General features: G+C 36.2%; 17 protein-coding genes and 7 tRNA genes. 5 read left to right on the forward strand and 19 right to left on the reverse strand.

The window, feature by feature from the left end; genetic code table 11:
* The first annotated feature begins 200 nt into the window (after positions 1 to 200).
* The 3 genes from BC781_RS05695 (at position 201) to BC781_RS05705 (ending at position 5,854) form a co-directional block, all read left to right on the forward strand.
* Positions 201 to 2,090, forward strand: a complete 1,890-nt coding sequence (locus tag BC781_RS05695) for an endonuclease (RefSeq protein WP_109616255.1) — start codon at positions 201 to 203, stop codon at positions 2,088 to 2,090.
* Between the two features lie 257 nt (positions 2,091 to 2,347).
* Entirely contained in the window at positions 2,348 to 3,160 is an 813-nt protein-coding gene (locus BC781_RS05700) for a DUF4465 domain-containing protein (protein ID WP_109616256.1), read from the forward strand.
* 180 nt (positions 3,161 to 3,340) lie between these two features.
* A complete protein-coding gene (locus BC781_RS05705) occupies positions 3,341 to 5,854 on the forward strand; it encodes a DUF5916 domain-containing protein (RefSeq protein ID WP_109616257.1) in 2,514 nt (837 codons plus the stop codon).
* 71 nt (positions 5,855 to 5,925) lie between these two features.
* Here the strand turns inward: BC781_RS05705 and BC781_RS05710 are convergent, their stop codons facing one another.
* The 6 genes from BC781_RS05710 to BC781_RS05735 form a co-directional block, all read right to left on the reverse strand.
* Positions 5,926 to 7,146, reverse strand: coding sequence for a putative porin (locus BC781_RS05710; protein WP_109616258.1), 1,221 nt, complete (start codon positions 7,144 to 7,146; stop codon positions 5,926 to 5,928).
* Positions 7,147 to 7,152: 6 nt separating this feature from the next.
* Positions 7,153 to 8,592: a TolC family protein gene (locus tag BC781_RS05715; protein ID WP_109616259.1), complete on the reverse strand. Its 1,440-nt coding sequence runs from the start codon at positions 8,590 to 8,592 to the stop codon at positions 7,153 to 7,155.
* Positions 8,589 to 9,959 carry an HlyD family secretion protein gene (locus BC781_RS05720; RefSeq protein WP_109616260.1) on the reverse strand — a complete coding sequence of 457 codons (1,371 nt, stop codon included), beginning with the start codon at positions 9,957 to 9,959 and terminating at the stop codon, positions 8,589 to 8,591. The genes BC781_RS05715 and BC781_RS05720 overlap by 4 nt, the downstream gene beginning before the upstream one ends.
* A 17-nt stretch (positions 9,960 to 9,976) precedes the next feature.
* On the reverse strand, positions 9,977 to 12,202 hold the full coding sequence (locus tag BC781_RS05725; protein ID WP_109616261.1) for a peptidase domain-containing ABC transporter: 2,226 nt from the start codon (positions 12,200 to 12,202) through the stop codon (positions 9,977 to 9,979).
* Positions 12,203 to 12,243: 41 nt separating this feature from the next.
* Complete coding sequence (locus BC781_RS05730) at positions 12,244 to 12,564, reverse strand: MGMT family protein (RefSeq protein WP_109616262.1); 321 nt, start codon at positions 12,562 to 12,564, stop codon at positions 12,244 to 12,246.
* A 61-nt stretch (positions 12,565 to 12,625) separates the two neighbouring features.
* Complete coding sequence (locus tag BC781_RS05735) at positions 12,626 to 13,396, reverse strand: outer membrane beta-barrel protein (RefSeq protein ID WP_158281405.1); 771 nt, start codon at positions 13,394 to 13,396, stop codon at positions 12,626 to 12,628.
* Between the two features lie 291 nt (positions 13,397 to 13,687).
* Between BC781_RS05735 and BC781_RS05740 the strand changes: the two genes are divergently transcribed.
* Complete coding sequence (locus BC781_RS05740; RefSeq protein ID WP_109616264.1) at positions 13,688 to 13,987, forward strand: hypothetical protein; 300 nt, start codon at positions 13,688 to 13,690, stop codon at positions 13,985 to 13,987.
* A 61-nt stretch (positions 13,988 to 14,048) separates the two neighbouring features.
* On the opposite strand, the gene ftsY is transcribed toward BC781_RS05740, so the two are convergent.
* From ftsY to BC781_RS05795, 11 genes are all read right to left on the reverse strand, one after another.
* Positions 14,049 to 15,038 (reverse strand): signal recognition particle-docking protein FtsY, encoded by a 990-nt coding sequence (gene ftsY / locus BC781_RS05745; protein ID WP_109616265.1) that lies wholly within the window; start codon positions 15,036 to 15,038, stop codon positions 14,049 to 14,051.
* 264 nt (positions 15,039 to 15,302) lie between these two features.
* Positions 15,303 to 15,455: a DUF4295 domain-containing protein gene (locus BC781_RS05750; protein ID WP_109616266.1), complete on the reverse strand. Its 153-nt coding sequence runs from the start codon at positions 15,453 to 15,455 to the stop codon at positions 15,303 to 15,305.
* Between the two features lie 2 nt (positions 15,456 to 15,457).
* Entirely contained in the window at positions 15,458 to 15,640 is a 183-nt protein-coding gene (gene rpmG, locus BC781_RS05755) for a 50S ribosomal protein L33 (protein ID WP_109616267.1), read from the reverse strand.
* 76 nt (positions 15,641 to 15,716) lie between these two features.
* On the reverse strand, positions 15,717 to 15,956 hold the full coding sequence (rpmB, locus tag BC781_RS05760) for a 50S ribosomal protein L28 (protein WP_109616268.1): 240 nt from the start codon (positions 15,954 to 15,956) through the stop codon (positions 15,717 to 15,719).
* A gap of 190 nt (positions 15,957 to 16,146) precedes the next feature.
* Positions 16,147 to 16,219, reverse strand: a tRNA-Thr gene (locus BC781_RS05765).
* Between the two features lie 29 nt (positions 16,220 to 16,248).
* A tRNA-Thr gene (locus tag BC781_RS05770) sits at positions 16,249 to 16,324 on the reverse strand.
* 30 nt (positions 16,325 to 16,354) lie between these two features.
* Positions 16,355 to 16,430, reverse strand: a tRNA-Thr gene (locus BC781_RS05775).
* 27 nt (positions 16,431 to 16,457) lie between these two features.
* A tRNA-Thr gene (locus BC781_RS05780) sits at positions 16,458 to 16,533 on the reverse strand.
* A 25-nt stretch (positions 16,534 to 16,558) separates the two neighbouring features.
* Positions 16,559 to 16,634 (reverse strand) — tRNA-Thr (locus tag BC781_RS05785).
* 25 nt (positions 16,635 to 16,659) lie between these two features.
* A tRNA-Thr gene (locus BC781_RS05790) sits at positions 16,660 to 16,735 on the reverse strand.
* A 25-nt stretch (positions 16,736 to 16,760) separates the two neighbouring features.
* Positions 16,761 to 16,836: transfer RNA gene (locus tag BC781_RS05795), tRNA-Thr, on the reverse strand.
* Between the two features lie 249 nt (positions 16,837 to 17,085).
* On the opposite strand from BC781_RS05795, the gene BC781_RS05800 reads away from it, so the two are divergent.
* The gene (locus tag BC781_RS05800) at positions 17,086 to 17,730 is read left to right on the forward strand and encodes a TVP38/TMEM64 family protein (protein WP_158281406.1); all 645 of its coding nucleotides are present in this window, start codon (positions 17,086 to 17,088) and stop codon (positions 17,728 to 17,730) included.
* Between the two features lie 36 nt (positions 17,731 to 17,766).
* Here the strand turns inward: BC781_RS05800 and BC781_RS05805 are convergent, their stop codons facing one another.
* The gene (locus BC781_RS05805) at positions 17,767 to 18,636 is read right to left on the reverse strand and encodes a hypothetical protein (protein ID WP_146201630.1); all 870 of its coding nucleotides are present in this window, start codon (positions 18,634 to 18,636) and stop codon (positions 17,767 to 17,769) included.
* Between the two features lie 65 nt (positions 18,637 to 18,701).
* Positions 18,702 to 19,979 (reverse strand): CHASE2 domain-containing protein, encoded by a 1,278-nt coding sequence (locus tag BC781_RS05810; RefSeq protein ID WP_109616271.1) that lies wholly within the window; start codon positions 19,977 to 19,979, stop codon positions 18,702 to 18,704.
* Between the last annotated feature and the right edge of the window lie 97 nt (positions 19,980 to 20,076).

Below are 20,076 nucleotides of genomic sequence, written 5' to 3' on the forward strand. Positions count from 1 at the left end.
TCAAATCTTAGATTTCTCCACAATTTTTCATCCACATTTTCAGCTTTTTAAAGACTACAAGAATACTTCACGTTCGTAACAATTTAAACATGAAATGTTAACCCATACATCGAACTATCTTAACCTTTAAAAGCGTACTTCCCAATCCTTTATAAACAACTATTATTCATTATTTTACATCACTTTTTTTCACTGAAAAAATGAAAAAAACCTTTACTTTTCTGTTAGGTTTATGCCTAATGCTAGCTATCGCAAATGTATCATTTGCACAAGTAAGCAATGGAGATTTTGAATCTTGGAGTGGGAATACACCATCGGATTGGACAACCATTGATGGTAGTATCAATGTAAGCAGAAATACGTCTATCGTAAAAGAAGGAAGCTCATCTGCAGCTATTTCTGTAAACACAACGACACAAAGTAGCACAGACTTCAGACAAACTATTACGGTTACACCAAATACCAACTACACATTCTCTGCTTGGGTGTATCATACGGAAGGGAATGTAAAAGCTAGATTGTATGTAAATGGTTACCAAAACTATTCAAATAACAATCTGACAAATCAATGGCAACAAATCTCTTTCAACTATACGCCTACAAGTTCATCAATTGAAGTAGGACTTCGTTTCTACGATCAAAGTGGATTTGATGGTAGTGAGATTGTTTACATTGATGATTTTCAACCAAACAGTAATCAAAGCGGCGGTGGCGGTAATCCTGTAAACTGTTCAGATACAGAGGTAACTTTTGATCTCACTACAGACAACTATGGTTCTGAAACTTCTTGGGAATTAAAAAATAGTACTGGAACTGTTCTCTACCAAGGAGATTCTTACGCTAGCAATAGCAACTACTCTGAAACTTTCTGTTTAGCTGATGGGAATTACTCGTTCACGATCTATGACAGCTACGGAGATGGTATTTGCTGCAGTCATGGAAATGGGGCTTACAACATCAAAAACGGAAACACAACGCTAGCATCTGGAGGTTCTTTTTCATCTTCTGAAACCAAAAGTTTTTCAATAGGAAATTCATCTGGTGGAGGAGATAACCCTAGTACTCCTGACCTTTCAGGCTATTACCAAAATGCAAATGGACTTTCGGGTTACGCCTTAAAAACTGCCCTTCATGGAATTATCAAAAATGGACATTCTAACCAAGGTTATGGCTCACTTTGGACATTTTATAGTAGCCACGAAAAAGATTTTTATTACGAAAATGATGGTAGTATTTTAGACATCTATTCAGAAAATCCAAACGGCTCTGACCCTTATAATTTCACTCCTTCGTCTGATCAGTGCGGCGGTTACAGCGGAGAAGGCAGTTGCTACAATAGAGAACATTCTTTCCCAAAAAGTTGGTTTGGCGGTACCGTTGAACCAATGAACTCAGATGTCCATCACATTTTTCCTTCTGACGGATATGTAAATGGCATCAGAAGTAGCTATCCTTACGGAGAAGTAAGTTCATCAACTTTTACCTCAAATAATGGAAGTAAAAGGGGGACTGGACAATCTGGATACAGCGGTACTGTATTCGAACCAATAGATGAATTTAAGGGAGACCTTGCCAGAGCATATTTCTATATGGCTACTCGTTACGAAGATGTTATTGACAATTGGGAAAATAATAGCTTCTACGGAAATGCAGTACTAGACGGTAGCGACAACAAGGTTTTTGAAACTTGGGCTTTAAATCTTTTGATCGATTGGCACAATTCAGATCCTGTAAGTCAGAAAGAAATTGACAGAAACAATAATGCCTACAATTATCAAGGTAACCGAAATCCATTTGTTGATTACCCAGAATTTGTGAGCTTAATTTGGGGATCGGGTAATTCAAGAAAAAGTAATGTTTCAATTGAAGAACAAACATTTTCTTTCATTTATAGCCAAGAAACACTTCAAATAAAACTCGGAAGTTCTAAGGTTGCGGACATTCAGATTTATGATCTAACAGGGAGAATGATTTTCCAAAAAACAGTATCTGAAAACACCTCAATTCCTTTACAATTAAATAAAGGCGAGTTGTATATTTTTAGAAGCTACACAACCAATGGCGTAGATATTCAGAAGTTAATATTCTAGTGTTGAAAGACACGTTTAATCATATGAAAGCTAAGGTATCTGAAAAGGTACTTTAGCTTTATATTTTTATATCCTTAACAACTTCCCAACTGGCTTCATTTTTAACAATTTAAAATCCTTATTTGCCAAATATGAGATAAGAGCAACAGCTATTCACTTCCTTTCAACTTTTTTTAACGCTTTTGGGTCTTAATAGTAGTGTAAAATAGCCTTTATAAATTTATATTTGGGTTTTAAAATTGATTAAAACTAGCCATATGCTTAATAAAAAAATTAGTCTTTATTTAATTTTGGCGCTAAGCCTTGGAATCTTCTCATGTAACGATGATGACGATGCCTTTGAAACTTTGCCGCCTATTTTATCTTCAGACTTCCAAGACCTAGAGTTAGAAACAAACACATTCTTCATGGATACTGCGATGACTGGCAATCAGAGCGGAAATCTATTTACTTCAGAATTTACGACTGGAGAAGTTACGCTAACACATACTTATGAAAATGTTGGAGCGCCTTCAAAAGCACAACTCAACAATTTCACTTATTCTAACCGTACAGATTTCAGCGAGAATGTAAACACTGATACTACTGGTTTTGGTTACAATGTTTTTGAATATAGCATGGTTACTCCAGCCAATACTTCAGAAGCAAATAATTATGGAATTGCATATGTTGATCCTGTTGAGAATAAACTAAGAATCACATTTGACAAAACGGTTAGAGCTTGGAATGTTCAAGTTTCTAATGTTGGGACTGCTATTCTTGCCATCGAAAATGGTGATAGCAACGCTCGAGCATTTGAAGAAGGTGATTTCTTTGATCTTGTAATTACAGGTATCTTGAATGATGAGATTGTAGGTGAAAGATCAATTAGACTTGCAGATTATACAGAAGGTATATTTGAGCCTTACAGACAACCATTAAAATCTTGGGAAAATGTAGACTTGAGTTTACTGAATGAAGTAGATGCTTTAGAGTTTAGTTTTGTTTCTTCTGATTCAACTGCTGAGGGCGTCATTAACACGCCTACTTACTTCGCTTTTGACAATTTGAATATCGTTCAAATCGACTAATCTAATCTCGATACAGAGATTTTAATCATAAATTCAAGAAAGCCTATTACTTTAGACAAAGTGATAGGCTTTCTTCTTTAAAACTTATTTGCATTTCTCTATTAACTTGAGTTGCTTTGTGAAAAGTGTCAAATACTTTACATACAGCTTGATGGCTGTCTTTTTACAAAACTATTACTCATGAGAAAGTACAATTACGAGAAGTATATTGCTATACTTCTGTTTTTTTTACTCACGTCTACCATTTCATCAATAGCACAAGAAACCAATTCTAACGTCAATAAAATGACAATGTGGGCCAAAGAATTAAAAGATTCTCCACAACCTAACATTGATGGTAAGCTTGATGACGAAGTATGGAAAAGTGCAAATGCAGAAAAAACTGTTCATTTCACTCAACGCTCTCCCGAGAATGGGGCACAATCATCTCTTGAAACGAAAATCAGTCTTTATTACAATGACGATGCAATCTATGTTGCTGCTTGGCTTTATGACGATGAAGTAGAAAAGATTGGTCGAGAATTAGGAGACAGAGACTCTGGCTTTGGAGTAAACTCTGATTTCTTTGCCTTATACTTTGACACCTATCAATCTGAAATCAGTGCTGTAAGTTTCGTTGTTTCTGCATCTGGTGTTCAAACTGACCGAATACTCATTAACGGAGATAATGACAATAGCTGGAATGCCGTTTGGGAAAGTGGTGTATCCAAAGATGAAAACGGTTGGTATGCCGAATTCAAAATTCCTTATGCCGCCTTACGTTTTCCGAAAAAAGAAGTACAAGAATGGGGTGTTAACTTCATGCGTCGTTCTATCCGATTAAATGAATGGTCTTTTTGGAATCATATCGATAGAGATATTGCAGGTTTTGAAAACCAATTTGGAGTACTTAAAGGTATTAAAAATATCAAACCTCCTTTAAGACTTTCCCTTTCTCCTTACCTAACAGGTTATGCTCAAAATTTATCAGACGATACAAAATGGAGTAGCCGAGTTACGGGTGGTATGGATTTAAAATGGGGAATCAACGAGAGTTTCACTCTTGATATGATGATGATTCCTGATTTTGGACAAGTAAGAGCTGACAATAAAATATTGAACCTCGGTCCTTTTGAAGTAAGATATGATGAAAACAGACAATTCTTTACAGAAGGTACTGATCTATTTCAGAAAGGAAATATTTTCTACTCAAGAAGAATTGGGCAAAGCTTCGATATCTTAGAAGAAAATACGGTAAGTGATGAAGAGGAAATTATTGACTCTCCATCTGATGCTCCAATTATAAATGCCGCCAAAATTTCTGGAAGAACAAATGATGGTATTGGTATTGGTTTTCTGAATGCTGTAACTAATCAAACTTACGCTACTGTAGAAAACACGACAACAGGTGAAACAAGAGAAATAATAGCTGACCCAGTTACCAATTTTAATGTCTTGGTGGTAGACAAATTATTACCAAACAACTCTAATGTCAGTTTCACAAATACCAATGTTTTCAGAGATGGGAAAGGTAGTCGCTCCAATGTTTCGGCAGGTCAACTGTCTCTCAATTCAAAGGATAATACTTACTTCTTTAACTCAACAGTAGCCTACAGTCATGTTTCTGATTGGGATGATGAGGAAAACATTAGAGAAGTTACTCCAGGTTTCAAACTAAATATGGGAGCTGGTAAACAAAGTGGTAAAATCAGATATGGTTTGTGGAGTAATTTGGAATCAGACACCTACAACCCAAATGATTTAGGATTTCTTCGTAGTCCTAATGAAGTATCTTTTGGTGGCGAATTTGGTTATGTAAACAACAACCCTAAAAGTGACTATTTAAACAGCTTTAGAAGTTGGACTAATATCAGTCAATCTTCACTTTATAAACCATTCAAATATCAAAGTACTGAAATCAGCTCTAACTTCAGAGCTAGAAATAAATCATTCTGGACTGTTTTCGGATTTATGAACTGGGAAGTAGGAGATGGTTATGATTACTTCGGTCCTCAACAAGATATTGAAAAAGGATATTTCTATGTCAGAGAACCTTCGTTTGTAGTCAATACAGGTCTGGAATCTGATAGTAGAAAAACGTTTTATTTTGAAACCAATGCAGGTATGTGGAGAAGACCTTCACGTAACCAAACAGATAATTGGTTCAACCTAGAACTTAACTTCAGAGTTAATAATCAATTCTCTTTTGTGATTCAGCAAAACCACAGCTGGGCAAGAGATGAAGAGGGTTATGTAGATGAAACTTATAATACTGCTGGAGAACTAGAAGATGTGATCTACGGACAAAGAGATATCCGAAATGTCACATCATCTATCAGAGGTAAATATTCTTTTACGCCTACTATGGGATTGAATTTCAGAGTTAGACATTATTGGAGTAAAGTAAATTATGAGAAGTATGCCAAACTTGGTACCGATGGTTACCTTTACCCTACCAACTATTCTAACTTCGATGAGAGTGGAGTAGATCAAAATAACCGAAATTATAGTGCCTTCAATACAGAAGTTACGTTCAACTGGTATTGGGCACCTGGTAGTGTTTTGAGTCTGATGTGGAAAAACCAATTAGAGTCTGATCAAAGCGTACTTTCAAAGTCTTACTTTGATGAGGTGAATAATATCTTTGATCAATCGCAGGACACGATTTTCTCCCTAAGAATTCTTTACTTCCTAGACTATGCTTATCTATTTTAGGGTATAAAATTAGATAAATATAAAAAGGCTTTTCCATCACTTTCATGGAAAAGCCTTTTTCATTTCTAGCCTTAAAAACCTACTTGAAGTGTCAACCGAGAACGAACTTTCAGTGCATTTTCATCATGTTGAACACCACCACTCACAAATAACTGAGGGGAAGAGTCGATTCGTTTCTGAAAATATGTATCCCAAACAATCACTGTATTTCCAAGTACTTTATAGCGAAACCAAACAGGAATCGAATGTACATTGGTTTGTTGTAAATCATCTGAATTGAAAGCGGCTATCGTAGCATCAGATTCAATATAGAAATACCCCAACTCTACACTCCAATCTTTGTCTTCTTTTAATCGTCCATATCGGACTAAAAAACCTGCACCTACATTTTCTTTATCGGCATAGGCATCTCCTAAAGAAGCATCTTTTTTGGCTGCTAAATTTACCACACCCTCAGCCACAACTCTCCACTTATTATGTCTCCAATAAAAACTAGCTCCTACAGAGTTGTAGTTACTAAAAAAACTAGTAGAATCTGTTGGAGAAAGACGATTTGTTTTAAAGTCTGCATCGAGTACTCCGTTCTCAATTCCTACTGCAATTGCATCTGGTTTATTGTAGTAATAATGAAATACACCAAATCGCAATTCACCATTTCTTTTAATATCATAATTTATCCCATGCGCATAAAGCGTACTTCCAGATATCTCCTGAGGAAATAAATCCCTCAACTCCACCAACATGAATTGCCCTGCTATCAACTCCCAGTGTCCAAGCTTAAATACTTCTGCTATTCCCGAAACTTGTACATCACCATCCCAAACCAACTCAGTAGGTCTAAAAATTGGGTTTGAATTAGAACCTAATCGAAGTTGAAATTTTTCAAGGTCAAGATTAAAATATACCCGATCCAAAGAAACAGGATCTCTATTAAAGTCATCACTGAACGAACTCCAACCCGAGGGTGGATATGTAGATTGCCCTGTACTAAAACGGAAACCTGCTGTAAACCATTTTTTAGGATGATACTCTGCTCCAAAACGTAACCTTACACGCTCTCGGAAACGATGTGTATCATTTTGTGTTTCATCATTTTTCGCAAAGCGCTCATTCAACATATACTCAGCACGCAAACCAACTTCTCCTTGAAAAGTAAGGTTGTTTGTCACTTCAAACTCCAATACAGGATAGCCCCAAAAAGATGTTGAATCTGAACTCAACTCAATTTGAGCTTTCAAGGCTTGAGAGTATAATATTAAAAGGAATAATAAAAGTAGTTTAGGGCTTTTCATATTGGGTTATTCTATACCAAAGTACGTGAGCATACCAGCTTTACCATACATATCAACCATTTCCTTCATCCCTTTCAATGACAATTGTAAAGCTTTAAGCTCTGCATCTATTAGCTTTCCTTCTCTCACATTGACATAAAAAACGGTGCTATTTCCTTGATTGAATTTCTGGATTTCAGCTTGACGCAAACGTTCATAATTTCCAACCATCTTCATTTGTTGACGATGAAGTGCTCTGTAGTTTTTAAAATTGGTAATGCTCAATTCCAAGTCTACCAAAAGCTGTCGATCTAAAAACTGCTTCTTCAATTCAAGTTTATCTATCGCTACCGTATTCAATTTGAGTGCAGCTCTTTCTTTGCGAAGAAATAATGGCATCGTAAGTTTTACTCCCCAATTGTAATTTTCTTGAAGGCTGTTAAAATACCATGACTCTTGCTCTCCAAATGGGTACATATATTTATAAGAAACAGAAAAATAGGGCTTAAACTGCTGCTTCAAGATTTTCCGCTGGAGTTGCTCTTGAGAAAGCATTACCTCATTTTCAAGTAGAAAAGGGTGATTCGTTTGTATATAACTCTTTAATTTTTCTAAAACCTCAGGACTTATTTGATCTAAACTTACTTGTTGAGGATATGCTTTTTCTGCTAAAATGATTGGATTTTCATCTTCATTCCATAAATGCTGAGACATTCTTAATCTTGCATTATGAAGTACAATGGCTGCATTATCTTTATCTATTTCTCTTTGCTGTACAATGATGCCCGATTCTACAGAATCAATAGCAGCTAATGCTCCTTGATTTATTCTTGCAATAATTGATTGATGTCGGAATAGAGCTAGATCGTAGGCTTTAACTAATAATTTATTTGCATTCCAAGCATAGTGCCATTCCACATAATTCTTTGCAACAGTCCAAAGCAGCTTGTTTACCTTTTTAGTTTTCTGCACTTCCGATAAACTTTGAAGTAAAGTAGCCTCCTTCTGTATCCAACTCCGCTTATCAGCCATTTCTTTTCGCCCTAAAGGGACTTCAATACCAACAAAAGACCAACCACCACCATCATTGGTTGTCAACTCAGAATTTAGCTTTGAACCATCATTTTGTTCTAAGCCCATCTTGAATTTCAAACCTTCAAAACCCGAGGGCAATTCTATGTAAGCTCCAGACTTTTGGTAAAGGGTCTTATCGTTAAATGCTTTTTCGGAAAGTGAAGCCTTTAATTTAGGGTCTAAAAAACCTCGTAGTTTCATGCCTTTCCATTTTGCTTTTTCAAGCTCAAGGTTCGCCTGCTTACCTATCGGATGATACTGAACTACCATCTGAAAAACTTCTTCAATAGAAACATGGATATCCTCCTCTTGTGCAAAGACAGAAGTAAAACCAATTGCTACAAAAAGAAGAGTATAGATAAATCTGTATATCAGTAGCTTTATTCTACTCATCCTTTTTTAGCCATTTTGGGAGCTTCATCTTTACTTTTCTGCTTAGGTGGGAATCCATTCAACTGTCTCCAGATTTCAAACCATGTAGGCACTTCATCCAACAAAATCCAAGCTTTAACCCCTAATCCCATTCGTAGTTCTGAAGGCCAAGCCTCATTCATTTCCAATGGGTCAGGAGTAACCAAGACTCTAAATTTTCCATTTTTCCCTATCACAGAATCAATTACTTTGATTTCACCACCAAAAGTCCCCACGGCAATATCTGGTCTACCATCAAATTGCATAGCTGGCCAGCCTTCAAACTGTAGGCGTACATGTCTATTTTTACCGATAAAAGGAACATCTTTCGCATCCACTTCCAATGCTACCGCTAAAGAAGGTTTATCGGGCATAAAAGTTAGTAATGGCGAACCTAATTTGACTGTCTCACCTACCCCACTCTTTTTAGCATTGATGATATACCCATTTTGAGGAGCACGTACATTCTTGTATTCTGCCCGAATTTTCAAATTGGAAAGCTCATTTCTCAACTTAATCAATGAACCTTCAGCTTCGGCCATTTCAGCAATAGCAGCAGTTTGCTCAGACTCAATCTTTGCAATTTTATCCAAAACACTAACTTGAATTGCATTATTCTCCAAGCCTAATATTTTCCTTTCATTCCTAGAGACATCCAGCTTTTTCTGCTGAACCAAAATCTTAGCTTCTGCCTTCATTCTTTTACTTTTGCTAGCCTCTAAATAGGTCAATGGAACGAGCCCACTGTCATAAAGAATTTGGTTAGAATAATATTGGCGTTCGGCATTTTCGAAGTCTACAATTCCTGCCATCCAAGCAAGACTATCACTTTCGACCTTAAAGGTTTGCTGAAGAATTTTATTTTCGTTTTGACGTAGCTTAAGAGCCAGTCCATTTCTGAGCAATTGAATTTGTTGATTATAAATATCTATTTTCTTCTTTTTGGCTTTAATAGCATCTTCCTTTGCCCCTATGACTTCTTCCTTTCTTTGGATTAACTTTGGATCAAAGAACTTATCCTTGATTTCACTAACCACCACTAAGACTTCACCTTCTTCGACATAAGAACCTTCTTGAACCAACCATTTGTCAACCCTTCCATCTATTGGAGACGGAATAATCTGAGGTCGATCTTGAGGAGACAATGCCGTAAGCTCTCCCATAGCTCTAATATTTTGTTGCCAAGGAAGAAATAACACAATAAAAGCCAATATACACACCCCCATTAGCCAATAAGAAAGTAGCTTAATAGAAGCAGGAGAGTACAAGGTTTTGAGTGAAAGATACTGCTTATTTATTGCCTCCTTTTCTCTTCGTTCCAAAGGAGATTCTGGAGATAATTCTAACATGAAATTATAGTAAAGAGTTAGTTATTTGATTGAGGTTTAAATTGGGTATTCTTTTCTGTATTTTGGAGAACCCACTCGGATTGGGCTTCTCTAAATATTGGGTTTTGAAGCATTTCTTCATAAGAGCCTTGCCCCACGATTTTGCCATCTTGCATAAACAAAATTCGGTCTGAAAGCGAAAATATGAGAGGGTCGTTCGTGATGCACATCATTGTCCAAGGATTTTCTCTATCCATGATTTTCCCTAAAACTTTCAGTTTATCATGTTTGCACATATCTTGGAAAATATCATTTAGGATAAGCATCTGAGGACGTTCAGCTATACTTCTCGCGAGCGTAATCCGTTTGGCTACACCCGCAGAATGGCGTTTTTCTGTTGCCAACATCTGAGAAAGTAATCCTTTCGGTAGTGCATTGACATATTTATCCAGATCAACACATTCTAAAGCCCAGATCACATCTTGATACGAAACTCTTGTTCGCCCCATACTGATGTTCTCCATGATTGTGCCATCAAAAACATTATCTTCCACTACATTTTTAGATACATTATCTCTTAAATGGCTCAAGTTTATATCTCGGACAGATGTGTTATTAATGATAATATTTCCTTCAAAGGAATCAACCATTCCACTGAGTACCTTCGCTAAGGTATTTTTCCCTGCACCATTATATCCAGCCACTGAAATTCTTTCTCCCGATTTTATGGACAGATTGATATCCTTTAGCACATAGCTTTTAGAATTTGGGTATTTGTAATTAAGGTTTGAAATTTCATAGAAAGCACCATTCACATCTCCTTTAGGCAAAGAGACTCCTCCTCGTTTTTCAAGAGGGAGATCTGTAACCTGTCCTATTTTTTCTACGGCAGTAAGCATGTCATAGACAGTATCCGCTCCTGCGACAAGTTTCTCCAGTGCATTTAAGACAAGAATGATAATAATTTCTGTTGCCACAAACTGCCCTAATGTAATCTTACGCTCAATCACCAACCAACTTCCCACAACTAATAACCCACCTGTGATTAATGTTCGGAAAAGAACCACACTAAAGAATTGTTGGATGATTTTGGAGAAATATTTTTTCCGATAAAACAGATAATTGTTCACAAAGTTATCCATCCGCTCTACCGAAAGATTTGAGTGTCCTGCTAATTTGAATACATAAAGCGTTCTTGCTACTTCTTCAAGCCAATGAACTACTTTGTATTTGTATTTTGAGGTTATCAATTTAGCTCTCAAACCTTGTGGTCCTGTGAATAACAAGAGTATGATTACTCCAGAGATTAGGAAAACAGTGAGTAAAATAAAGGTCGGATGATAGAAAGAGAGTAACATCAAACCAAAAATGATTTGCAAAGCTGCACCTGTCATCTCCATAAGAAGTTTTGGCAAACCCTTCTGAATGGTCAGAACATCAAAAAAGCGATTCATCAATTCTGGAGCAGACTCACCTACCAAAGACTCCATTTTCACCCTAGGCAACCTAAAACTCATTTCAAAAGCAGCCTTTGCAAATAGTCTCCGTTGAAGAAACTCAACCATTGACCTCTGCATAACTTGCAATACGCCAACCACCAAAGTGGCTATCAGAACCAAAGAAATAAGTAAAATGATGGAATTGAAAACTACCCCTGCTGAAATCAATTCTATGACTGCTTGTATACCGACTGGCAATGCCAAACTAATCACAGAGATAAGTACCCCGTAAAACATGATGAGTACAAAATCTTTACTTTCGGACTCAAATAATCTGAAAAGGCGAGATACAGGACCTACTACTCTTGTAGTAAGATTGTCATCACTACTGACCAATGGATGCATAGATAATGGAACAGAAAAGAAAATCTGTCCCTCTTCATTCTTTGCTAAATGGTCAAGTTGATCGGGTTGTACTTTTGTCTTTTTTTCTTCCTTACCGTGATAGCTGTACACCGTAATGTTTTCCTCTTTCTCATCTCTGAGTAGAACTACAGGAATAAGCGTAGAGGTTTGTAGAAATGCTAAAACAGGGTGATTAGCTTCTAGCAGATAAGCCGTAAATTCATCGGGGGCGAGATCCTTACGCACTAAGGTCATCTCTATCTTATTCGCTTTATCGTTTAATCCTTCGATAAAGGTTTGCCCATTCTCTCCAAAATTTTGGTTGTCACCATATTCATCTTGAAGATTAAATAATTTGTACTTATGCTTGATAAGTAAGGCTAATCGTTTACAAATGGGTATAAATTGGGTTGAATCCATAGAGTCTACTAATGCTCGAAAAAAGAATCACTTCGAGAAAACTAGACTTCTAATTCTGTTACAGGGTCCCAAAACAGCTCTTTAAACTTGAGCACTTTATTCGATTTCACCTCAATTCCTTCTGCCTCTAGTAACACTTTCATTTGTTCACCGCCAAAATGAGCTGCTCCAGAAAGCATTCCCACTCTATTCACAACTCGATGTGCAGGAACGTCGGCTTTCATGTTAGACTGATTTAATGCCCAACCTACAACCCTTGCACCTCTTGCTGTTCCTAGATACTTAGCGATGGCTCCGTAAGTTGTCACTCTTCCCTCTGGAATAAGTTTTGTTACCTCCCACACCTGTTCAAAGAAGTCCATATTCTCGCTTCCAATTTAAATGATTCTCTTCTCCAAAAAATGAGCACTAAAGTCTCAAACATCACCTACGTCTGATAAGTGTTTCTTTGCGAAGTTTCTGTTTATATTTTGTGTTTTCAGTCTTAGATAAATATTTCAATGGTATGACTAAAGCAATATTCCATTCTATTAATTTATCATTCCCATCTACACTCCCCAACTCAGAAACATTGTCTAAATAGTCTGTAAATGGATTTATGTATCTGAATTGTGTATCAATTCCAAAACCGTTCGGTAAAGTGTAAGACAGACCAATGCCAAGAGGTAAGGTAAATGCGTAACGACCGTATTCCTCTTCGTTTTCTGTTCTAGTCACTTCAACATCTCTTAATTTTATGTTTCTATCACGTAAAATCCGTCCATCACCGAGTTCTCTATAAATATCTCCTATCGGATCATATTTCATTCCACCGACACCAACACGAGCGTATGCTTTCAAGGATTTTGTGATAAACTTCTGATAACCCAAAAACAGTTCTGTACTTAATAAGGTAGTTCTTACATTCGTAAACCTCATCTCTGGACGCACATCCCCTGTAAGAGCATCGGAAGTTCCTGCGGCTATCTGACCATACCATAAGTTAATTCCCCAGTTTAAGTCTTTGTGAGCATTAAAATTCAGTTCGGCACGAGCTGCACCTTGCCAATCCGAAAAAGTTGGGCTAAGATCTCCTTTGTAACTAATTGCACTTCCTCCAATTTTCAAGGTTGTTTTAGCTCCTTGTCCGAAAGTCTGTGAGGATAATTGTATAGAAAATAAAATAAATAAGGTTATTACTAATCTCTTCATCATCTGTTGATTGGCAATATTTTTCATTCAGAATAAGATAAAAAAACGCTAGCGGCTTCTTATCCTAATTTAGTACGAAATATACATTGAAATAACGCATATATTTAGATGGTATTACAAAAAAGCATACCTCTATTAATAATTCATAAAGTGTTTTGCTTACAATTTTCCATTCTTTATATTGTCTTCATAAAACACTACATTTTTTTGAGACGATACAAAAATCGCAATCTCAGAATTTAATTTTTTAAGTTTCAATGATTGCACTTTATGAACATTCTAACACTACCCTCCATGAGTGAACAACATAATTACTTTCTGATCACATCCTTAAGAGGACAATGTATGTTAAAACTTGATCATAATATGAAAGGATTACAAAAAAGAGATGGTAAAATCTCTAATCCTAGAAATTATGCGCAAAATGTTTTATCTGATGCATCCGTTCAAAGAGACAAAAATGTCATGGTTTACATGACTAATGTTAATCCTAATGACAAATATGTTAAGGGTTGGCGATTTGATGTAGAACACGACCTTCTATATCCAATTTCGTCCTTTGAATGGCAAAGTATTTGGAACAATCATTCTTAAAAAAGTAAAGCGGCTGATGTATCTTACACCAGCCGCTTTATTTTTCTTTCTTGAGAGAAAATTACTTTTCTGTAGCTTCTCCTCCCTTAAACAGTGAATCGACAAAAGCTGCTTTATTAAAAGCTTGTAGGTGATCTACGCCTTCGCCCACACCAATATATTTTACAGGAATTTTAAACTCATCTGAAATTCCGATGACAACCCCACCTTTTGCTGTTCCATCAAGTTTAGTAATTGCCAAAGAAGTAACTTCTGTAGCTTTCGTAAACTCTCTCGCTTGGATTACTGCATTTTGCCCAGTACTTCCATCCAACACAAGCATTACCTCATGAGGTGCATCTGGAATTACTTTTGTCATCACACGACGAATCTTAGACAATTCGTTCATTAAGTTGACTTTTGTATGCAAACGACCTGCAGTATCAATAATGATAATATCTGCATCAGCCTCTACTCCTCTCTTCACAGCTTCAAAAGCCACTGCTGAAGGGTCTGTATTCATTCCTTTAGCTACAACTTCTACGCCTGTGCGTTCACCCCACATCTTCAACTGATCTACAGCTGCAGCTCTGAAGGTATCACCTGCTCCAAGAACAACTTTTTTACCATTTGCCTTGAACTTCGCAGAAAGTTTACCGATTGTAGTTGTTTTACCAACACCATTTACACCAACAACCATCAAAACATATGGTTTTTTCCCTTCAGGGATATCAAAACCTTCCACATCTTCCGATTGATTTTCTGCCATCAATGCAGCAATCTCTTCTCGCAAGATTTGATTAAGTTCTTCGGTATTGAGGTACTTGTCTTTTTCTACACGAGCCTCGATACGCTCAATCACTTTCAAAGTTGTATCAACTCCTACGTCTGAGGTTACAAGAATCTCTTCTAGATTATCTAGTACATCATCGTCTACTTTAGACTTACCAGCAACAGCCTTACTTAACTTATCGAAGAAAGATCCTCTAGTTTTTTCTAGCCCTTTATCTAAATCTTGTTTCTCTTCTTGAGAAATTTCTTTGCCCTTAAATAACTTCTTAAAAAAGCCCATTTCTTTAAAATTTAGAGACGACGAATGAATACTGATTTATTGACTACGCAGAAAATAAGAAAGATCCAACTTCACAGATATTCAAGAAATACCTACAGTGCAATCATCCTGTCGTATTACAAACTCAATTGGTAGCAAATTAATTGATCTTATCTAATACAAGAACGAATTTATTGCTTTTTTTTGCTCGCTTGCTTTAAACATAAAAAAAACCCCACTTATTGAGTAGGGTTTAAGTCAGTGAATAATATCTCTGAGAGTATATTATTTCGCCAAGACCGCTTTAACTTGGTCTTCTGGTACGATTTCTTCTTTGAAAGAATAAGCTCCAGTTTTTGGTGAGCGAACTGCTTTGATCACTTTAGCAAACTTTACACCACCTTCTTTCTTCAGAGTTGCAACTACTTTCTTAGCCATAATTACTTAATTTCTCTGTGAACTGTATATTTCTTTAAAACTGGATTGAACTTTTTAAGCTCCAATCTTTCAGGATGATTTTTTCTGTTCTTCGTAGTGATATATCTAGAAGTACCAGGCATTCCTGTTGCTTTGTGCTCAGTGCACTCAAGAATTACTTGAACTCTATTTCCTTTTTTTGCCATGACAAAAATAGAAGTTGTTGGACCTTAAGGACAGCTTCCCCGCTGTCGGTCAGAGCCGTGAATACTTTTTAATTAATTAAACAAGAACGTTTCCGTTTTTGCGTGCTTTGTTCAACACTGCACTGATTCCGTGCTTGTTGATAGTTCTAAGAGCCGTTGTAGAAACCTTTAGAGTGATAAATTTATCCTCTTCAGGAATATAAAACTTCTTTGTGTGAAGATTTGGGTAAAATCTTCTTTTTGTTTTATTGTTGGCATGAGAAACGTTGTTACCAACTCTAGCTCTCTTACCTGTTATATCGCAAACTTTAGACATTTTAATATCAGTTTTAATATCGAGTGTGCAAATATCTGAAAATTAAGAGAAAATCCCAAAATCTCTTTTCAGATTTTGAACGAAATCTCCCCTTAATACTGGAAGCTCAGCATTTCTACACAAACAGAAGTCGAGAATATTTTACGTAAAAAAACCCTCTAAATCGCATCTTGTTTAGAAGGTTCTTTTGAGCCTCTTGCCGGGATCGAACCAGCGACCTACTGATTACAAGTCAGTTGCTCTACCAGCTGAGCTAAAGAGGCTTTTCGTTGTACAACTATAAGATCTTATTTGGAGCCTCTTGCCGGGATCGAACCAGCGACCTACTGATTACAAGTCAGTTGCTCTACCAGCTGAGCTAAAGAGGCTTTTCAATTGTACAACTATAAGATCTTATTTGGAGCCTCTTGCCGGGATCGAACCAGCGACCTACTGATTACAAGTCAGTTGCTCTACCAGCTGAGCTAAAGAGGCTTTTCATTGTACAACTAAGATCTTATTTGGAGCCTCTTGCCGGGATCGAACCAGCGACCTACTGATTACAAGTCAGTTGCTCTACCAGCTGAGCTAAAGAGGCTTTTCGTTGTACAACTAAGATCTTTTGGAGCCTCTTGCCGGGATCGAACCAGCGACCTACTGATTACAAGTCAGTTGCTCTACCAGCTGAGCTAAAGAGGCTTTTCGTTGTACAACTAAGATCTTTTGGAGCCTCTTGCCGGGATCGAACCAGCGACCTACTGATTACAAGTCAGTTGCTCTACCAGCTGAGCTAAAGAGGCTTTTCGTTGTACAACTAAGATCTTTTGGAGCCTCTTGCCGGGATCGAACCAGCGACCTACTGATTACAAGTCAGTTGCTCTACCAGCTGAGCTAAAGAGGCTTTTTTCTTCTGTTTTTCAGAAAAGCGATGCAAATATAGTACTATTTTCAGTGAATGCAATACACTAGCATAAAAAAGAATACTTTTTTCAATAATAATTTATCAAGATGATTTATTAACACACCAAGCTATATTTTTAGAATAATATTTTACTATTTTCGTCGGTTTAATTATTCTCAACTTGCACTTTCATTCTAAGAAATGTCCATAAAAAAGTTCCTTCGAAAGAACCAAAAGTCACTTCTCAGTATGTTACTTTTTAGTATCATCCCGATAGTGAGCAGTTCATTCCTTAGCTATTTTATTTACACACAAGAGACCTTATTTGAGAGCTTCACTCTTTTTAACTGGTTCCTTTTCTATCTAGGGACAGTATTCACAATGGGTCTGGCCCTTACTCCTACTACAGTTATTGCAATTCTTAGTGGATATTTACTTGGAGCTTTTAGTATTATAGGAATAATACCATCCTATTTACTAGCATGCATTTTAGCTTTTTACTTGGCTAAACTGATTGATAGAGGAAATTTCACTACATCTCTAAAGGAATTTAAAGGAGCAAAAGAGTTATTGGATAATCTAAAAAATGATGAATTGAAGGTTGTCATATTCAGTAAAATGTCTCCTATTTTGCCATTTGCTGTAAGTAATTTTTTGCTTTCAATAGGAGGCGTTTCATTGGCTAATTATGTTCTAGGTTGCCTGATTGGAATGTTACCTCGAACACTTATTAGTATTTGGATTGGTTCCGAAGCAAAAAATATTCAACATGTTTTAGAAAGTGGAAGCGGAATGGAAGTCAAAATGATCATTAGTATTCTCATTTTACTGTCTGTCATCGGTCTTTTCAGAGTGGTTCAGAAAGCTATAAATAAAAATAGGCTTGCTCCATAAACTGAAACAAGCCTAATTATTTCGATATTTTCGATCTTACTTTTCTAAGCCTAAACGACCTCTATAGTTCTTATATAACTGTTCTGCGATCTCTCCTCCCTCTGAAACGGCTTTAACATACGATTCTGTTGCGTTACATAACAAACCATGCTCTTCATACATTTGAGCCTGTAGAAGCAATGCCATTTCGCCATCTTGTCCCTCAATAACTGAAAGTTCTTCTTCCAATTGTTCGTGCTCTTTAGAACTAAGTCTAGTCAGCATAAAAGTCTCAGGCTTAACTCCATCAACCCCTAGAGGTACTATTTCATAAAGTACATTTCTCTCTTTTCCCAAACCTACTTCATCTAGGTTTATAGTAAGGCTATTCGCACTTACTTCTTTCTCTAAAAGAACTTTACGTTTAGTGCTTCTAAAAATCACCTTGTAAGCGTCATAGCTATTTTCTTTAGCTTCCCAACGCAGTACGACATCAGACAACACTCTAGTCCTTTTCCCTGCCAAAGGATGAACCTCTCCAATCCCTCGGCTTACAGAACCATACTTTGCTTTTTTAGAATTCACATTACTTTTACTTCCTGTCAATTCACTTAGAAGCAAAGCAGCGTATTTATCGGTTACACTTTTCTGTTTAGTATCTATTTTTTTAGTTAGATCACTTATTGAAAACTTCCCGCTATTCTTTAATTCTATTGTTCTTCCAGAGTTATGAACAAGACCTAAGTAAGAATTTTCTTTTAATTCTAAATTCCCTTTTAGTTTCAATTTTGATCCAACAAATACTTTCTTTCCATCAAAAGTAACATCTCCTTTTTTTCCTAAGATCATAAAGGAGTAATCTTGGGCTGTAGCAACAAAATATATTAGACTAAGGAGTAATGTAAAAGTCAGTTTTAGTATTTTCATTTTTTGATTGGTTACTTACAATTGCAGTATTAACAACGAAAAAAATATTTATAAGGTTATACTGTTTAGGAGTCATAAAACAGTAATGGTGCCATTCTTAATACTCTACGTACAAATCGAACTATAATTTCCACAAAGATTTCAGTTAAATCTCCTGATAATAGTATTACTAAAAAAGCCAAAGAGAAATTAACTTCATAATGATATTCTGCGAATAACATTATAGATAAGTATGTTACAATTATCGCTTCAACTAACTGAATAGTTTTTGATATCGCATTGTACCATACTGCCATTCTTTTAAATCTGACAATTATGGTAAAGACACTGACGTTAAAAAAACACAAAAGAACAGCTATTAGTAAACTTAAATTCTGAGGCATTGCATCAATGTAAGTATCATTTAACATCATTGAGATGATATTAGCGTGCACCACAACCCCGTACATATCTGGAAAGCCTCTACCTAATAGATTTTTATTTAAAGGTGTATAGAATTTATCTTCTGCAAAGAAATAATCCGTATACTCATCTCCCATGTAGCCCATCAACACAATCTTTCCTTTGATAGCCGCTGTATCAAACTCCTCTAAAAGAACTTGCTTAGGGTCTAATTTAAGATACTTATCAAGATTCCCTTTAAAATAAATCGGTTCAATGATACGTTCTCTTTTTAAAAGATTCTTGTATTTTTCTTCATCAAACTGCCTAACTACTTCAGCTGCTAAGCTAGGCTCCAATTTCCCTTTATTATCTACGAATACAGGAACTTCTCTCCAAGTTGTGAAATCTGCATACTCATTTCCAGTATAAACATGCCCTGTTGAGATCACGCTATCATTCGCCAGAAATAATTCATAAGGCATACCAATAGAATCAGCTGTAACAATATTTTCCTTACGCGTAGGTTCCAAAGGCGTTGAAGCAAATACAAATTTATTTGACTCTGCAACAGCTTGAGCTAGTAAAAAATCCCCCATAGGGTCATCTTCTTTAGGTCCAGCAAAAACTGCATCTATTCCAATAACGGCAGGTTCATATTTATTTAAAATATTAATCTGCTCAGCAATAGCTCTACGTGGAAGGTGCCCAATATTCACAAGAATCACATTTTCTTCAAAAGTTTCTTCTTGAGGATTTCGGATATCTCTGTAATAAATATCAGTTAACTCAAACTCTTCAAAAACAGATTCAAAAACGTTAAAAATTTCTGTTTGCACTCCTACCAACTGTAATAAATACATGAAAAGGAATACAAAAACAGTTCCTGCAAAATGTATAGGATGAAAAAATTGTTTTAGTCCTTCTAGTAGCAAATAAGACCTTTTAGTTTTGTCTTCCATAAAATTAATTTTGGATATCAATTATTGCGGCAAAAATACAAATAATCAAATAGAGTTCCTTAAGAAACTCCTTATAATACAATGCATTCTAAAACTA

The organism is Sediminitomix flava (assembly GCF_003149185.1).
Taxonomy (GTDB): Bacteria; Bacteroidota; Bacteroidia; order Cytophagales; family Flammeovirgaceae; genus Sediminitomix; species Sediminitomix flava.

Excerpts from the sequence above, each read along its gene's own strand:
- BC781_RS05705 (WP_109616257.1), top strand. The coding sequence starts at position 3,341 with ATGAGAAAGTACAATTACGAGAAGTATATTGCTATACTTCTGTTTTTT.
- rpmG (WP_109616267.1), bottom strand. The coding sequence starts at position 15,640 with ATGGCAAAAAAAGGAAATAGAGTTCAAGTAATTCTTGAGTGCACTGAG.
- BC781_RS05810 (WP_109616271.1), bottom strand. The coding sequence starts at position 19,979 with ATGGAAGACAAAACTAAAAGGTCTTATTTGCTACTAGAAGGACTAAAA.
- BC781_RS05800 (WP_158281406.1), top strand. The coding sequence starts at position 17,086 with ATGTTACTTTTTAGTATCATCCCGATAGTGAGCAGTTCATTCCTTAGC.
- BC781_RS05725 (WP_109616261.1), bottom strand. The coding sequence starts at position 12,202 with ATGGATTCAACCCAATTTATACCCATTTGTAAACGATTAGCCTTACTT.
- BC781_RS05700 (WP_109616256.1), top strand. The coding sequence starts at position 2,348 with ATGCTTAATAAAAAAATTAGTCTTTATTTAATTTTGGCGCTAAGCCTT.
- rpmB (WP_109616268.1), bottom strand. The coding sequence starts at position 15,956 with ATGTCTAAAGTTTGCGATATAACAGGTAAGAGAGCTAGAGTTGGTAAC.
- ftsY (WP_109616265.1), bottom strand. The coding sequence starts at position 15,038 with ATGGGCTTTTTTAAGAAGTTATTTAAGGGCAAAGAAATTTCTCAAGAA.
- BC781_RS05710 (WP_109616258.1), bottom strand. The coding sequence starts at position 7,146 with ATGAAAAGCCCTAAACTACTTTTATTATTCCTTTTAATATTATACTCT.
- BC781_RS05805 (WP_146201630.1), bottom strand. The coding sequence starts at position 18,636 with ATGAAAATACTAAAACTGACTTTTACATTACTCCTTAGTCTAATATAT.
- BC781_RS05730 (WP_109616262.1), bottom strand. The coding sequence starts at position 12,564 with ATGGACTTCTTTGAACAGGTGTGGGAGGTAACAAAACTTATTCCAGAG.
- BC781_RS05735 (WP_158281405.1), bottom strand. The coding sequence starts at position 13,396 with ATGATGAAGAGATTAGTAATAACCTTATTTATTTTATTTTCTATACAA.
- BC781_RS05750 (WP_109616266.1), bottom strand. The coding sequence starts at position 15,455 with ATGGCTAAGAAAGTAGTTGCAACTCTGAAGAAAGAAGGTGGTGTAAAG.
- BC781_RS05720 (WP_109616260.1), bottom strand. The coding sequence starts at position 9,959 with ATGTTAGAATTATCTCCAGAATCTCCTTTGGAACGAAGAGAAAAGGAG.
- BC781_RS05695 (WP_109616255.1), top strand. The coding sequence starts at position 201 with ATGAAAAAAACCTTTACTTTTCTGTTAGGTTTATGCCTAATGCTAGCT.
- BC781_RS05740 (WP_109616264.1), top strand. The coding sequence starts at position 13,688 with ATGAGTGAACAACATAATTACTTTCTGATCACATCCTTAAGAGGACAA.
- BC781_RS05715 (WP_109616259.1), bottom strand. The coding sequence starts at position 8,592 with ATGAGTAGAATAAAGCTACTGATATACAGATTTATCTATACTCTTCTT.